The sequence below is a fragment of the Paraphotobacterium marinum genome, assembly GCF_002216855.1.
Classification (GTDB): domain Bacteria; phylum Pseudomonadota; class Gammaproteobacteria; order Enterobacterales; family Vibrionaceae; genus Paraphotobacterium; species Paraphotobacterium marinum.
The window spans coordinates 312,835-327,501 of the sequence record NZ_CP022356.1 but is presented as its reverse complement, the minus strand read 5'-3'; the positions used below and the strand labels follow the sequence as shown (position 1 = coordinate 327,501).

Sequence of the window (14,667 nt, the reverse complement as noted above, 5' to 3'; positions counted from 1 at the left end):
AAAAGTAATCAAACAATATAACAGAGTAAAAAACATTAAGATAACCAATATAAAAAAACCCTCAACAGTGTGAGGGCTTCAAAAAAAATGAATATAAATAAACAAGGAAAAATGAAAAAAATTCTAACACCTATATAGAGTCGTACTTTTCAAAATAGTTCAAATTATTTAAACTATTTTTTATAAAAGTTTCATTACACCATCATATCAGTGTATAAATCATTCAAATGTATAGGATATTTAAATTATGAAAGATAAGGTCATTGGAATTTTAGCAGGCATGGGACCTATGTCTACAGCACCATTTGTCGATATCTTGATGAAAGAGTGGCAACTTAAGTTTAACGCCCAAAATGATATGGATTATCCACATGTACTAATTTATTCACTGCCGACACCTTTTTATATCAATAAACCGATAGACCATAAATTGATGCAAGCTGCGATTGAAAAAGGCTTAACGCAACTTGAATCTTATGGCGTTGATTTTATTGCTATGCCTTGTAACACAGCGCATCAATATTATGATGCTTTGCAAGAATCTTTAGATATTAAACTGCTGCATATTGTAGAAGCAACCTGTCAACGCATTCCCGATTCTATTCAATCCATAGCGCTACTTGCGACAGAATCCACTATGGAGTCCGGTATTTACCAAAACTTCCTAAAAGAAAGAGATAGAACCATACTTTGTGATTCAAAGTTACAAACTATTTCCAATCAATTAATTAATAGTGTCAAAAGAAATGAGTGCCCTCAGGTCGTAGAAGAACATATTAAAAATTTAAAAGCATGGATTCAAAAACATAATGTCGAAGCTGTGATTATAGGATGCACCGATATCAGTCAAGTCGTAACAGAAGCTTTATCAGACAATATACTTGTGATTGATTCATCAAAATGTCTTGCGCAGTCAATTATTGATGAATATAGAAAATAATTAGCTTTTATAAATAACTCATACATAAAATAATTTAGTAAAAAATACTAGGATTGTATTAAATTCTTTATATATTTAAAAAAAATTACAAAACACAAAAAACCTAATTATATCAATTACTTAAATACTCTATGAAATTTCCTCATTTAAAAGCCTATGGTAAACTGGTTTTGTTTAATAAAACACAAGAGAGGAAGAAGTTATGCAAAATACATTAAATTTAGAAACAAATACATTTAATCAATTATGGGATATTTTAGAGCCACAATTAATTAATTTATTTGAATCATCAAATTACAGTGATTTTATTTTAAGTGAGCCAAGTATAGAATTTGATTTTCCTTATGTGAATAATGTAGATAAAATTAAGTCTTATCTTTTGGCTTTAATGATAAATAACAATATGGCCTTTGAGGATATTCTATCTGAATTAGTGTATTTTTTTTACAAAACAACTCAGGACCATAAATTATTTTTTGTTCAATTAAATCATCTTTTGATTCCGTATGGATATAAGTTTTCATTTAACGAAAATAGCTTTTCATTTCGACCCACATTAACTGTTTCTCATTCAAAAAATGGATTTGGTCTTGTCAAAAATGAAGATAGAGAAGAAATTACGATGGCATGCCTACATAATGCTCGTGAAGAAATTTGGATGAACATGTATACTATTACTCACAAAACATTTATTTATAAGATAATAGACAAACATCATCAAGGTATTAATTGTGATATTTTTATAGATGAAAATGGTAATAATTTGACAGCTTATGATTTGTTTCGTCGGAATGGAGTTAATTGTGAGTATGTAGATTCTCATGATAAGACCTGTATCTTTGATAATGAAATTGTTTTAATAGGTTCGCAAAATATATCTCAGAACGCTTTTCAAAAATATGAAAGTTTGTATATCCATAGAGATAAAAATTTTGCTCTACAGAAAAAAAATGATTTTAAAAGGAATGAGAAATTAATATTTAAAGAAAAAAAATGATTTTAAAAGGAATGAGAAATTAATATTTAATGAAAATGGTAATTTATTTTAAATAATTCTGATTGGTAAAACATGATTTTATAAATGATTCAGCTTATTTTTTTCAAAGATTATTACTAAATAGTCATTACAAAAAGATCCACGCAAAATCACAATCAGCTTTTAAAATTATGACTATATTATTTTTGTGTATTCGACAAATTAATATTAGATAGTCCATTGTTACCCAAAGATTATAATTATATTTTATTTAAGTAAATCCATTTATTTGGTAAATATCATTAAATAAAGTAACTAATTAATCAATAGACTAATAACTTTTCAAAGATCATACAATTAATACATACAGTTATGCTAGATAAATTAACTACTTTCATAACACTTAGATATTAAGTTTAAAGAGCTAGTCTTATAATGTTACAGCCATCGTTATAATTCGTATTTGACTATAGTTTTCACAAAATATAACTTCAAAAATATCAATGGTTCATTAAAACAAATATTAATAAACAAGAAAAAATGAAAAAAATTCTAACACCTATATAGAGTGGTACTTTTCAAAATAGTTCAAATTAATTTTAATCAATTCAATTTAAATTGATTGTTCATAAAATATATATATTTTCATGAGATGAAATATGTTGTAATTTTATCAAAAAAACAAAATAAAGTCATTAAAAAACAATAAGTTAAACAAAAAATAAGCTTGAGTTTTTTTTCAAAAAAGTATATAACTTTATTATAAAAGAAAAATATTCAGTGAGGTTGATATGGAAACAAATTATGATGACTTATCAGTTTCATCTAACTTAAAAGATGAAGATTTTAAGAATATAACGAAAATGATATGCAAGCTTTTTTCATTATGGAATATAACAGAAACAGAGCAAGCAAACTTGCTGGGTCATATAAGTCCTAGTGAACTTCATAAATACCAACAAAGTGATGCTTGGTTTCATTCGGAGCAAGATATCAGCAGAGCTGTATTGTTACTGAATACGCATAAGAATTTGAGAATCTTATATCCTCAAAATAGTGTTTGTTATGGGTTCGTCAAAAGGCCCAATGAAAGACTAAAGGGCTCTTCACCTCTTGAAATAATGTTAGATTTTGGTACTGAGGGAATTGAAATAGTTTATAAGCTTACACAATTTTATTTGGCGAGATAAAGGTAAAGTCTATATGGAAATTATTTAACCCCATGACTACTTTCACTACTTCTTAAATAGTTACTTAGTCTTATGATGGCTTTAATATTTTCAAAATTTAAGAACCGAGCTTGGCCTTAATAGGCTAGGGGGAAGGAAAATGATTTTTAAAAGAAATATGATTAGCTAAAATATGGAGCCATATCCAGGGATGAAATCCATCCAAAATGTTATATGGGGGTATATCAAATGAAAGTAAAAGCTAAAAATTTTGAACATAAAAGCATCATTTTAAAAGATGACATGTTTGATACATTCATGTTTGCTTGTAACCATCCTAAACGTCCTAATGAAGCTTTGCTTGATGCTTTAAAACGGACAAAAAAAGAAGATTATTTATAATTTGAGAAGGCAAAAAAATTATTTAAGTCTAATTTTAGAGTGATAACATTATTTTTTAGGTTCAATTGATTTATGTTTCTTATTTTTATAAAACATAATAGTTTCATTTATTCGATCTTTAAATACCAAAATGTTTTAAATAGGGACAAATTTAAAACGGTTGTAAACATATCATCACGTGACTCTTTTTTTTTGTTGTAATTTTCTCTATTTTTTAATATTGTATTTCTAGTTTAATATTAAGAACATGTCATAAAAAATAAAAGACCATATGTAAAGATTACGTAATACCTTAAATTGAATAAAACAATGTATTGGTTTCTTAGTTAAAGTAACCTATTACTTTTTCTTAGAGATACTTCATGTTGCTCCAAGAAAGTTAATTTAAAGAAATAAATTGAAAAACAAAAATAAGGATATTTTGTGATACCTAATTACCAAAAATTTATGCGTCCTTTTCTTGAGATTGCAGAAGCTGCGAATGGAAACGAAGTAAAACTTCGTGATGTTATTAATAAGCTTGCAATCAAGTTTGAGTTAACCGATCAACAAAAAGAAGAAAAGCTACCAAGCGGTAAACAAAGTATTTTCGATAATCGAGTAGGCTGGGCACGTACTTACTTAACTAAAGCAGGTTTATTAGAGGTTACGAGACGTGCGCATTTTATTATTACTGAACGAGGCGTAAGAGCGCTTCAGGATAAAAATGCTATTATTGATAACAAGTACCTAAAGCAATTTGATGAATTTATTGCATTTAAAGACCAGAAAAAGATAAACACTGACATCGCGATAGAAACCCGCCAAGATGATGACGATATCACGCCTGATGAGGCATTTCGTGCTGCTTACAAAAAAATTAACGATGCGTTAGCACAAGATATTCTTGAGCGCACCCGCAAGGTTACCCCTGTCTTTTTTGAAGACTTACTGATTGAGCTTTTATTAGCCATGGGTTACGGCGGCACGGGCGAAGGAGCTGCCCATGCTTTAGGTAAATCTGGTGATAACGGAATTGATGGTGTTATAGATCAAGATCCTTTAGGTGTTGATCAGATATACATACAAGCTAAACGTTATGCCGAAGGCAATAATGTTGGTGCTGTTGATATTCGTGACTTCTTTGGTGCATTAAATTTAAAAAAAGCACATAAAGGTATCTTTATCACAACCTCTAACTTCACTTCTTCAGCTAAACAAACAGCTCAAGACTTAGGGACTCGTATAGTACTTATCAATGGACAAGAATTAGCAAATCTCATGCTGAGATATAACATCGGTAGTAGAGATGAAGAGGTATTACACCTGAAGAAAATAGACGAAGAATTTTTTGAAGCTTGATACAAGTTCGAGCTTAAACATAATTTACTGAGAATAATTAATGGCTAATACAGAAAACATAAAAAAGAATTCAGACCTCATATGGGATATTGCTAACTTATTGCGTGGACCATATTTACCTCCTCAATACCGTCGTGTGATGATTCCACTTACGGTTCTTCGTCGTCTCGATTGTGTACTTGAGGCAGATGTCGACAAAGTAAAGGCAGAATACAATAAGCTCTTTAAGCAATATAAATATTATGACAATCATACTGAAATTATTGAAAAAATAATATTCAAAAAGTTTAAGCATAAATTCTTTAATACCAGTGGATTTACCTTTAAAAGACTCATAGGTGATCCTGACTATCTTGCGTCAAACCTTAATATGTATATTGCTGGCTTTTCAACAAAAGCAAGAGAGATATTAGAGAAATTCCGTTTTGATCAAGAAATTGAACGATTAGAAGAAGCTAACCGACTATTTAAAGTAGTCAATACGATTGCAGACGTAGACTTTCACCCTAATAAAATTAAATCATTAGAGATGGGTTATATCTTTGAAGACTTGGTAAGACGATTTAATGAGCAAGCGAATCAAGAGGCGGGAGATCACTTTACTCCACGTGAAGTTGTTAGGCTAATCGTTAACTTACTTTTCACAGGTGAAGAGGCTATCCACACTGCTGGCAACCTTATCAAAATCTACGATCCAGCATGCGGGACCGGAGGAATATTATCCGAGTCTGAAAAAGAGATTATTGCTCAAAACGATAAAGCTAGAGTGCAATTATTTGGTCAAGAGTATAACCCCGAGTCTTATGCCATTTGTGGGTCAGATTTAATGATCAAAGGTGAAGAAGCTGACAACATTGCTTTTGGAGACACTTTAGGCATAGGTATTAGACGAGATGATCGAGTTGATGGTGATGGTCACCCAGGCTTAAAATTTGATTACATGGCTGCAAACCCGCCGTTCGGTGTGGAATGGAAACCTGAAAAAGATTACGTTACTCATGAGCATAAAAAGTTGGGCTTTAATGGCCGCTTCGGAGCAGGATTGCCACGGATAAATGATGGTGCATTGTTATTCTTACAACACATGATGTCAAAAATGCAAAACCCACCCCCTCAATATCCACTTCACCGAGAAGGTGAGGAAGCAGAAAATGGTTCACGTATTGCCATCGTATTTAATGGCTCGCCCTTATTCACAGGTGATGCTGGTAGTGGCGAAAGCAACATACGTCGTTATATTATTGAAAATGATATGCTAGAAGCTGTCGTCGCATTGCCTGATCAACTGTTTTATAATACAGGCATTTACACCTATATCTGGATTGTCACTAACCGAAAATCAGACGGTAGCAACAATACTAATGATAGACGTGGCAAAGTACAATTAATCAACGGCACTGACTTCGCCTGGAAAATGAAAAAATCACTGGGGGATAAACGTAAAAAAATTGGTGAAGGGCCGTCGGATAGCAATAAAAATGAACCTGACCATATAGGAATGTTAACGCAAATTTATGCTGATTTTAAAAATGAAGAAAAGCTTTCATTAGCAGATATAAATACCAATGTAGAATTACCGAAAAAGAAAATACGTGACATGAACAGAACTGTCACTGTTAGTAAGGTATTTAATAATCAAGACTTTGGCTATCTAAAAATTACAGTTGAACGTCCACTTCGTCTTAACTTCACCGTTGACCAAGAACGTATAAATGCGTTTAAAGAGACTGCTTATTTTAAAGGTTTGGCGACAAGTAAAAAGCGTAAAAGCATAGCAGCAATGGACTTGGAAGTTGCAGAAGGTAAAGTTAAACAAGCAGAGTTAATTTTTGTACTTGAGTCCTTACTACCTGACTTTATAAACGCTGATCTTGTTAAAAATCGTGATGTATTTGAAGCGCAAATTAAGCCAGCTTTTGTTGATGCTGATATTAAATTTGATGCTTCTCTTAAAAAAGCTTTGCTAGCTCCAGGCAGTCTAGGTGAAAAAGACCCAACGGCCGAAAAATGTACCAATAACAAAGGTGAGTTTGAGACTGATCGTGACTTAAGTGATACCGAAAATGTACCTTTACCTAAAGACATCTCCTTACCTTTGCCACTTGGTTATGAAAATAAAGGTAAAGTCGATAATTCTCAATTACTTGCTTTAGTCGAGCAACACTGTGAAGCATACCTAGCAGAAGAAGTATTACCATATCGTCCTGATGCTTGGATTGACCACAGCAAAACTAAGTTAGGTTATGAAATTCCCTTTAATCGTCATTTTTACACATACGAACCTCCACGAGAGCTGACAGAAATTGAAGCCGACATAAAAAATCTTGAGCAGGAAATTATGGATATGCTTGCGGAGGTGGTTTAATGGAATATTTAGCTTATCCTAAATACCAAGAAACTGGGATAGATTGGTTAGGTGAGATACCAGAACATTGGAGTTTTCGAAAATTACGTTATTATTCAAAACAAGTTTCAACAGGCACGACTCCATCTGGTGATAGCTATTTCGAAGACGCAACTGAAGATTGGTTTACTCCATCTGATTTCGATGACCGAAGATTAGAACTGGTTAACTCTAATCGTAAAATTAATATATCAGCACTGGAACAGGGAGCAGTAAAGGTCTTTCCTGCTGATTCAGTGTTGGTAATTGGGATAGGCGCAACACTTGGGAAAATTGGATTATCAAAAGCTCCCTTTTCTTGCAATCAGCAGATTAATGTAATCATCCCTGATGATATTTTAGACTCTCAATTTTTGGCGTACTCGTTACAAGTTAAGATTGAAGTAATGAAAATAATATCCAATGCAACAACAATTGGAATTATGAATCAGAATAAAACTAAGTTAATTGATATATGTGCTCCAGCCATAGATGAACAAAAAGTAATAACAGCGTTTTTAAATTATAAAACTCAACAAATTGATCAATTAATTGAAAAGAAAAAAGCGTTAATTGAAAGATTAGAAGAACAACGTATTGCAGTGATCACTAAAGCTGTTACCAAAGGACTTGATGAAAATGTCAAGTTAATACCTTCAGGTGTTGATTGGTTAGGGGATGTGCCGGAGCATTGGGAAATCAAAAGACTTAAGTTCGTTGGTTCTGCAATTATGGGCTTAATTTATGACCCGAAAGATATTGTAAATAAAGGAGAGGGGCATCTTGTTCTTAGAGCTTCGAATATACAAGAAGGGAAAATGGTGAATAAAGATAATGTATATGTGGATATGCCTGTACCAGATAAATTAGTCACTCGCCGTGACGATATTTTGATTTGTTCTAGAAACGGTAGCAGAGCATTGATTGGGAAAAACGCTTTAATTGAAGAAGAGTTTAAAGGTAGTTCTTTCGGCGCTTTTACAACAGTTTTTAGGAGTGATATCAATGATTTCTTATATTTCGTTTTCAATTCGAGCCTGTTTTCTTACCAGGCAGGTAAATATTTAACAAGCACAATTAATCAATTAACTATAGATGTTATTAACTCATTCGAAGTGCCAATTCCTGACAAAGCTGAACGTAAGGAAATTGTAATTTATCTAAAAGAAAAACTTAAAAAGCTAGATAGATCAAAACAATCAACACTTAATTTAATTCATAAGTTAAAAGAATACAGATCTGCAATTATCACGTCGGCAGTAACAGGAAAGATAGATGTTCGAGATATTGATATTCCTGAGGACGTCGCATAATGACATTGGATGCAAGAGGGTATTTTCAGCACTTAAAATCATATTTAAATACGGACTATTATGCGATACATCCTAATATGCATAATGTTTTAAAATTAAAAGAAAACATATTTACCAGTGATGGTGAAAAAGAAATTGAAATTGAAGTTCCTCTTCTAGTCGAACAAGGTGAGGCATTTGCTATCAAGCTTGATACTAGAATAAGCCTCAAAAAAGGTGGTAATAGTAAAAAGGGGAATAAAAATGACCATCAACCGCTTTTTCATTTTTTAGATGATCAGGGTAAACCTTGGTCTAAGCGTTGTGATTTTATTATTTTCCATCAACACAAGAAGGCTCTAAAAATTTATTGTTTTGAATTTAAATATAAGTCATTACCAGCGGACAGTGTAGTTGCACAACTGACCGCTAGTGAGCTTTGGTGTAAGGCGCTCCAGTCTACGATTAAAATTTATACTACACATAAAAAAACAATGAAGCTGGCAAAATTTGCATTAACCTATTGCGATAAAGTTAAAGTGGAGACTTATTTAGATCCAGACAAGAAGTTCTTGTCAAAAGATCCTTCAATAAGACATTACCACTATGATGAAATAAGTGGTTTAGCCCTAAATCAATTAGATGGTATTGAATTGACGATTAGTTAAAGGAGTAACCATGAAAAATACTAAAGAAGAACATTTTGAAGATGCGATTGAATATCACCTAACTAAAAATGATATATACATTAAAGGTGATTCAAAAGATTTTAATCCTGAATTATGTCTTGAAAAAGATCGTTTAATCAATTTTATCAAAGATACTCAGCTAAAAACTTGGCAAGCCCTTGAAGTGATTCATGGTGATGAAACGAATAACGTGCTTATTGCTGATCTTCGTAAGCATATCAACACGAAAGGAATGCTAAGTGTTATTCGAAATGGCTTTAAATGCTTTGGTAAAAAATTCAAGGTCGCTTACTTTTTTCCTAATAATCATTTAAACGACGATACGCTTGCTCTTTATAATAAGAATGAATTGTCTGTTACTCGCCAATTATACTTTTCTAACAAAGACAACAAATCACTGGATATGGCAATATTTTTAAATGGCTTACCTATTGTTACTTTAGAATTAAAAAATAAATTTACAAACCAATCTACTGAACATTCTAAAAAACAGTATAAGAATGATAGAGACCCTAACGAGCCAATTTTTCAATTCAAAAAAGGGGCGTTGGTACATTTTGCTGTTGATACTGATTTAGCTTTTATGACGACAAGACTAAGCGGTAAAAAAACCTTTTTCTTGCCCTTTAATTTGGGTTTTAATGATGGTGCTGGAAATCCTCCTGCAGAAGATGGTGGTTACCGAACTGCATACCTGTGGCGTGATGTACTTCAAAGTGACAGCCTATTAGATATTCTCAATCGCTTTATGCATTTGCAGGTTGAAGAAAAAAAGATACTTAAAGATGGTGTATTAAAGAAAATAAAAAAAGAAACCATGATTTTCCCGCGCTATCATCAATTAGATGTTGTGCGTAAGTTAATTGACCATTCGAAAACTAACGGTGCAGGTAAAAACTACTTAGTACAACATTCAGCTGGATCAGGTAAATCAAATTCAATTGCATGGTTGGCACATCGTTTATCAAGTTTGCATACTGAGAAAGACGAGAAAATATTTCACTCGGTTATTGTGGTGACTGATCGAAAAGTGCTTGACCAACAACTACAAGATACGATTTATCAGTTTGACCACAAACAAGGCGTCGTTGAAAAAATTGATGAAGACACGCGCCAGCTAGTAAAAGCATTATCAGGTGGTACTCCTATAGTCATTACCACAGTACAAAAATTTCCATTCGTTTCTGAAACACTTGAAAAGTTGAATGAAGAACATGGCGAAGGCTCTATTGAATTAAGCACCAAAGGAAAACGTTACGCTGTAATTGTTGACGAAGCTCATAGTTCTCAGTCTGGTGAGACAGCTATGGATATGAAGTATGTGCTCAATAAAGATGGTGTTGAAGAAAAGGCAGCTCAATATATTGCTGACAATGAAGAAGACGACGAGGACGAAGTGATCCGCACTATGCTTCGCCGTGGCAAGCAAGACAATTTAAGCTTCTTCGCATTCACTGCAACGCCAAAGTACAAAACATTAAAAATATTTGATGAGCCTAATAGTAGGACAGGTCTAGCACCATTTCACAATTACACAATGCGTCAGGCAATCGAAGAGAAGTTTATACTCGATGTATTAGCCAATTACACCACCTATAAAACGTACTACCAAATTACTCAAACCGCAGAAGAAGATACTCATGTTGAACGCAAGAAAGCTGCTCGTGCGCTTGCTCGCTTTTTAACACTTCATGAATACAATATTGCACAAAAAACTGAAGTAATGATTGAGCACTTTAGGGCGCATGTTCGTCATAAAATAGGGCAACGCGCTAAAGCTATGGTAGTAACAGACTCTCGCTTGCATGCGGTGCGCTATAAGAAGGCCTTCGATGACTATATTGAAAAGAAAGGTTATACCGATGTACGTAGCTTAGTTGCCTTTTCAGGTACAGTAGAAGATCCTGAAGTGCCAGGCGTAAATTATACTGAAATAGGCATGAATGATGGTATTGCTGAAAAATCCTTGCCAGAAGAGTTTGAGACCGATGATTACAAAGTACTGTTAGTTGCTGAAAAGTACCAAACAGGCTTTGATCAACCTTTGTTACATACAATGTATGTTGATAGAAAATTATCAGGTATACAAGCCGTACAGACGCTTTCACGCCTGAATAGAACAACAGCAGGTAAAGAAGATACTTTTGTTTTGGACTTTAGAAATGAGCCAGAAGAAATTTTTGCAGCATTTAAACCTTTTTATCAAGTAACTCGTGCCGAAGAGTTAACAGATCCACACCACCTTTATCGCTTGCAAAACCAAATAGATGAACACCAAGTTATTCATAACAATGAGATTAATGATTTTTGTGCGATTTACTTCGCACCCAAGCGCAAAGAAAGTGTGCATGACCATGCAAAAATGAACGGCGTTATCGATTTGGCGGTAGAACGATATGTTGAGTTAGCTGAAGAATCGCAAGCTGATTTTAAAGGCTTATTAGTTAATTTTAGAAATATGTATAGCTTCTTATCACAAGTGATGCCTTATCAAGATACTGATCTTGAGAAGCTCTATACCTATTTACGTTATTTATTAAATAAACTACCAAGGGATGTTTCAGGTCCTGGCTATAAGGTAGATGGAGACGTTGAGCTTGAGTATTATCGTTTACAAAAAATCAGTGAAGGCTCGATAAACTTGGAATCTGGCAATGCTGATGATTTAGGTGGACCTTCTGATGTGGGTACAGGCACTTCCACCAAAGAAGAAGTTCCATTGTCTGAATTAGTAAGAGTATTCAACGAAAGATTTGGTACTGACTTTACCGAAGCTGACCGTTTGTTCTTTGAACAAATTGAGGAAGAAGCATTTGAAAGTGAAGACCTTAAAGAAGCTGCTTCAGCAAACAGCTTTAACGATTTTTCATCGATATTATCAAAGGTTTTTGAGAACATATTAATTGACCGTATGGAAGGTAATGAAGAGATTTTTGAGCGTTTAATGGGTGACGCTGATATACGCAACATTGCTATTAATAAAATAGCTAAGAGCTTGTATAATAGGTTCAGGAAGAAGTGAAACATGTGAACTTAGCATTTAATAAAAATGATTAAAAAATTTTTAATCATTTTTATCGAAAGTTAATTTTTTTAATTCTTATTCAAAAGGTACTCAGATCATAAAACAAATCACTTTAATCGAACACATCAGTGCTCAATGGTTATCTATTGATGCATTAGATAAACTAGATTGGGCTGCAGCTGATATCCCAATTATTAAGCAATTACAACAAAACAAACATTCATAAATAATTCAATTCATCAGATAAAAAATTTTAATGTATAACAAACAAAATAGGGCAATTGTGAAGCTCAATAAAAACTTATAAAGGACACAGTTTTGAGAAAAATATCTCATGAAAGAGGCTTTAAAAAATAGCAGAATATACCTTAAAAGCGTCATAGAATGAGATATTTTTTTTCAATTTAAATTGTTTGTAACAGGCCATTTCAAAAAAATAACCAAGGTCAATGTTGATATAATCAAGAATATTTTATCATCTAAAATTCAACTATAAATTCTATAAATGCTAAAAATCAAAGCTTGCTCGTTTAATAAATTTCATCTTAAGGCATCTATATGGCGATTTCAGAAAAGATTATGCGATAATAATATACCTGCATATAAATCCAACAAATAAGCTCTAATTTTCCCTATCGGGCTTTATTTGATTTAAAAAAATTCAACAATGAAAAATTTTTTTAAACTAACTTATAATCCATTTTTTTTAAAAAAAATTAAATTAAATAATTAAATATTTATTTAATTTAATTTTAAAGCTAATCTGAGACAAATTTAAATTCAAAACTTATCGACATATCTAATCATTGTCGAAAACTTTTTTATTTCGACATATAGTCGAAATCTTTTTTATTTCGACACTATCGAAATGTTTTTTATTTCGACATAGTGAAATCTTTTTTATTTCGACATATTGTCGAAATTTTTTTTATTTCGACATAGCGAAATCTTTTTTATTTCGACATAATGTCGAAATCCATTAGATTTAAAATTTAAATTGAATGTTTTTAGATTACACACGAGTAATCCTAATCCACTTAACTTAAGAATATTTAATCAAAAACATTACAAAAATTAAACAAATATAAATCCATAAAAAAACTCAAAAAAAAGCTTCTTTTTTTATATATAAATCTTTATTTCATATAAGAAAAAACGAATTAAACTCAAATAAATGTTAACTTGATCGCATTTATTTAAGCAAGTTTATAAATTTGATATGCGCTCTATAGAGTAAATATAAATTTATTCTTTTAATGGAAAAAAAGATGTTTAAGATTGACAGGGAAGCAAACAAAGTTACACCCATTACGCAAAAAACATTTTCAGAGCTAAATTTTAAAGAAAGACAACACTTACAGGAGTGGATTGCAAAACATCCATCCATTCTTGGAGAAGATTTACTCATTATTCAAAAAGAGTTCTCTGGCTTTGATGATACTAATGAAAGATTAGATTTATTGGCCCTAGATAAAAATGGCCAACTGGTCATTATCGAAAATAAATTAGATGATTCTGGACGAGACGTTCTATGGCAAGCCATCAAGTATGCTTCTTATTGCGTCAATATGAATAAATCAGATATTTTAGATATCTTTCAAAAATATTTAAACCAATATAATGCACAAAGTTCAGCCGAAGAATTAATTCTAAACTTTCTTGATAAAAGTGACATTGAAGAAGTGTCTCTAAATACAGGAAATAGCCAACGTATTATTTTAGTAGCAGCACACTTTCGTAAAGAGGTTACTAGCTCTGCATTATGGCTATTAACGCATGGTATTGATTTTCAGTGTATTCAAGTAAAGCCATATCAAATGAATGATGAATTAATTTTAAAAGTGGACCAAATTATTCCAACGCCTGAATCTAAAGATTTAATGATTGGGATTAATCAAAAAGAAATCGATCAAAGAAAAACACAAAAACATCTTCAAAATAAAGGCAAAGAATTTTTCGATTTTTGGACGCTTGTTTTAAGTGACTTTCAGAAACAAACAAATGCAGATATTTTTAAATCCATTCGCCCGCAGCCGAGAGATTATTTGGTCTATGCATCCTCTTTATCAGCATGTAACTATCGAATTCGTGCAAACGGTAGAAAAACAGCAACCGAGTTTTATTTAGACCGCTTATCTCAAGATGAAAACAAGCAAATTTTTGATTACTTGTATCAAAATAAAGCTGATATTGAAAAACAAATTCAATGGAGTGTCAACTGGGAGCGCATGGATGATTTTAAAGCCGCAAAAATAACTCTTTTATTCGACAAAACCATAGAAAAAAAAGAAAGCTGGGATGAGATATCTTCATGGATGGTCGCTCATATGACTCAACTTGAACGCGTAATAGATCCGTACATATTACAAATAAAAAAAGAGTTCAAATTATAGTTTTTCTGTTGTCACACATCTAAAAAAAAGAAGATTTAAAAATTTAAACTTTGACGA

General features: G+C 32.1%; 10 protein-coding genes. All 10 read left to right on the top strand.

Features of this window, described 5'->3' with window-relative positions:
• Positions 1-247: 247 nt before the first annotated feature.
• Positions 248-940, top strand: a complete 693-nt coding sequence (locus tag CF386_RS08700) for an aspartate/glutamate racemase family protein (protein ID WP_089074046.1) — start codon at positions 248-250, stop codon at positions 938-940.
• Positions 941-1,142: 202 nt separating this feature from the next.
• Positions 1,143-1,937 carry a phospholipase D-like domain-containing protein gene (locus tag CF386_RS08695; RefSeq protein ID WP_089074045.1) on the top strand — a complete coding sequence of 265 codons (795 nt, stop codon included), beginning with the start codon at positions 1,143-1,145 and terminating at the stop codon, positions 1,935-1,937.
• Positions 1,938-2,707: 770 nt separating this feature from the next.
• Positions 2,708-3,106 carry a hypothetical protein gene (locus tag CF386_RS08690; RefSeq protein ID WP_089074044.1) on the top strand — a complete coding sequence of 133 codons (399 nt, stop codon included), beginning with the start codon at positions 2,708-2,710 and terminating at the stop codon, positions 3,104-3,106.
• A 228-nt stretch (positions 3,107-3,334) separates the two neighbouring features.
• Positions 3,335-3,487, top strand: coding sequence for a type II toxin -antitoxin system TacA 1-like antitoxin (locus CF386_RS08685; protein ID WP_318778976.1), 153 nt, complete (start codon positions 3,335-3,337; stop codon positions 3,485-3,487).
• A gap of 423 nt (positions 3,488-3,910) precedes the next feature.
• A complete protein-coding gene (locus CF386_RS08680) occupies positions 3,911-4,828 on the top strand; it encodes a restriction endonuclease (protein WP_089074042.1) in 918 nt (305 codons plus the stop codon).
• A gap of 40 nt (positions 4,829-4,868) precedes the next feature.
• Complete coding sequence (locus CF386_RS08675) at positions 4,869-7,193, top strand: type I restriction-modification system subunit M (protein WP_089074041.1); 2,325 nt, start codon at positions 4,869-4,871, stop codon at positions 7,191-7,193.
• The gene (locus CF386_RS08670; RefSeq protein WP_089074040.1) at positions 7,193-8,524 is read left to right on the top strand and encodes a restriction endonuclease subunit S; all 1,332 of its coding nucleotides are present in this window, start codon (positions 7,193-7,195) and stop codon (positions 8,522-8,524) included. Before CF386_RS08675 ends, CF386_RS08670 begins: the two co-directional genes overlap by 1 nt.
• The gene (locus tag CF386_RS08665) at positions 8,524-9,171 is read left to right on the top strand and encodes a hypothetical protein (RefSeq protein ID WP_089074039.1); all 648 of its coding nucleotides are present in this window, start codon (positions 8,524-8,526) and stop codon (positions 9,169-9,171) included. The genes CF386_RS08670 and CF386_RS08665 overlap by 1 nt, the downstream gene beginning before the upstream one ends.
• A 10-nt stretch (positions 9,172-9,181) precedes the next feature.
• On the top strand, positions 9,182-12,214 hold the full coding sequence (locus tag CF386_RS08660) for a type I restriction endonuclease subunit R (protein WP_089074038.1): 3,033 nt from the start codon (positions 9,182-9,184) through the stop codon (positions 12,212-12,214).
• Between the two features lie 1,271 nt (positions 12,215-13,485).
• Positions 13,486-14,610: a DUF4268 domain-containing protein gene (locus CF386_RS08655; RefSeq protein ID WP_158522352.1), complete on the top strand. Its 1,125-nt coding sequence runs from the start codon at positions 13,486-13,488 to the stop codon at positions 14,608-14,610.
• Positions 14,611-14,667: the final 57 nt, after the last annotated feature.

Coding starts and splice junctions, on each gene's coding strand:
- CF386_RS08700 (WP_089074046.1), top strand. CDS start 248: ATGAAAGATAAGGTCATTGGAATTTTAGCAGGCATGGGACCTATGTCT.
- CF386_RS08695 (WP_089074045.1), top strand. CDS start 1,143: ATGCAAAATACATTAAATTTAGAAACAAATACATTTAATCAATTATGG.
- CF386_RS08690 (WP_089074044.1), top strand. CDS start 2,708: ATGGAAACAAATTATGATGACTTATCAGTTTCATCTAACTTAAAAGAT.
- CF386_RS08685 (WP_318778976.1), top strand. CDS start 3,335: ATGAAAGTAAAAGCTAAAAATTTTGAACATAAAAGCATCATTTTAAAA.
- CF386_RS08675 (WP_089074041.1), top strand. CDS start 4,869: ATGGCTAATACAGAAAACATAAAAAAGAATTCAGACCTCATATGGGAT.
- CF386_RS08670 (WP_089074040.1), top strand. CDS start 7,193: ATGGAATATTTAGCTTATCCTAAATACCAAGAAACTGGGATAGATTGG.
- CF386_RS08665 (WP_089074039.1), top strand. CDS start 8,524: ATGACATTGGATGCAAGAGGGTATTTTCAGCACTTAAAATCATATTTA.
- CF386_RS08660 (WP_089074038.1), top strand. CDS start 9,182: ATGAAAAATACTAAAGAAGAACATTTTGAAGATGCGATTGAATATCAC.
- CF386_RS08655 (WP_158522352.1), top strand. CDS start 13,486: ATGTTTAAGATTGACAGGGAAGCAAACAAAGTTACACCCATTACGCAA.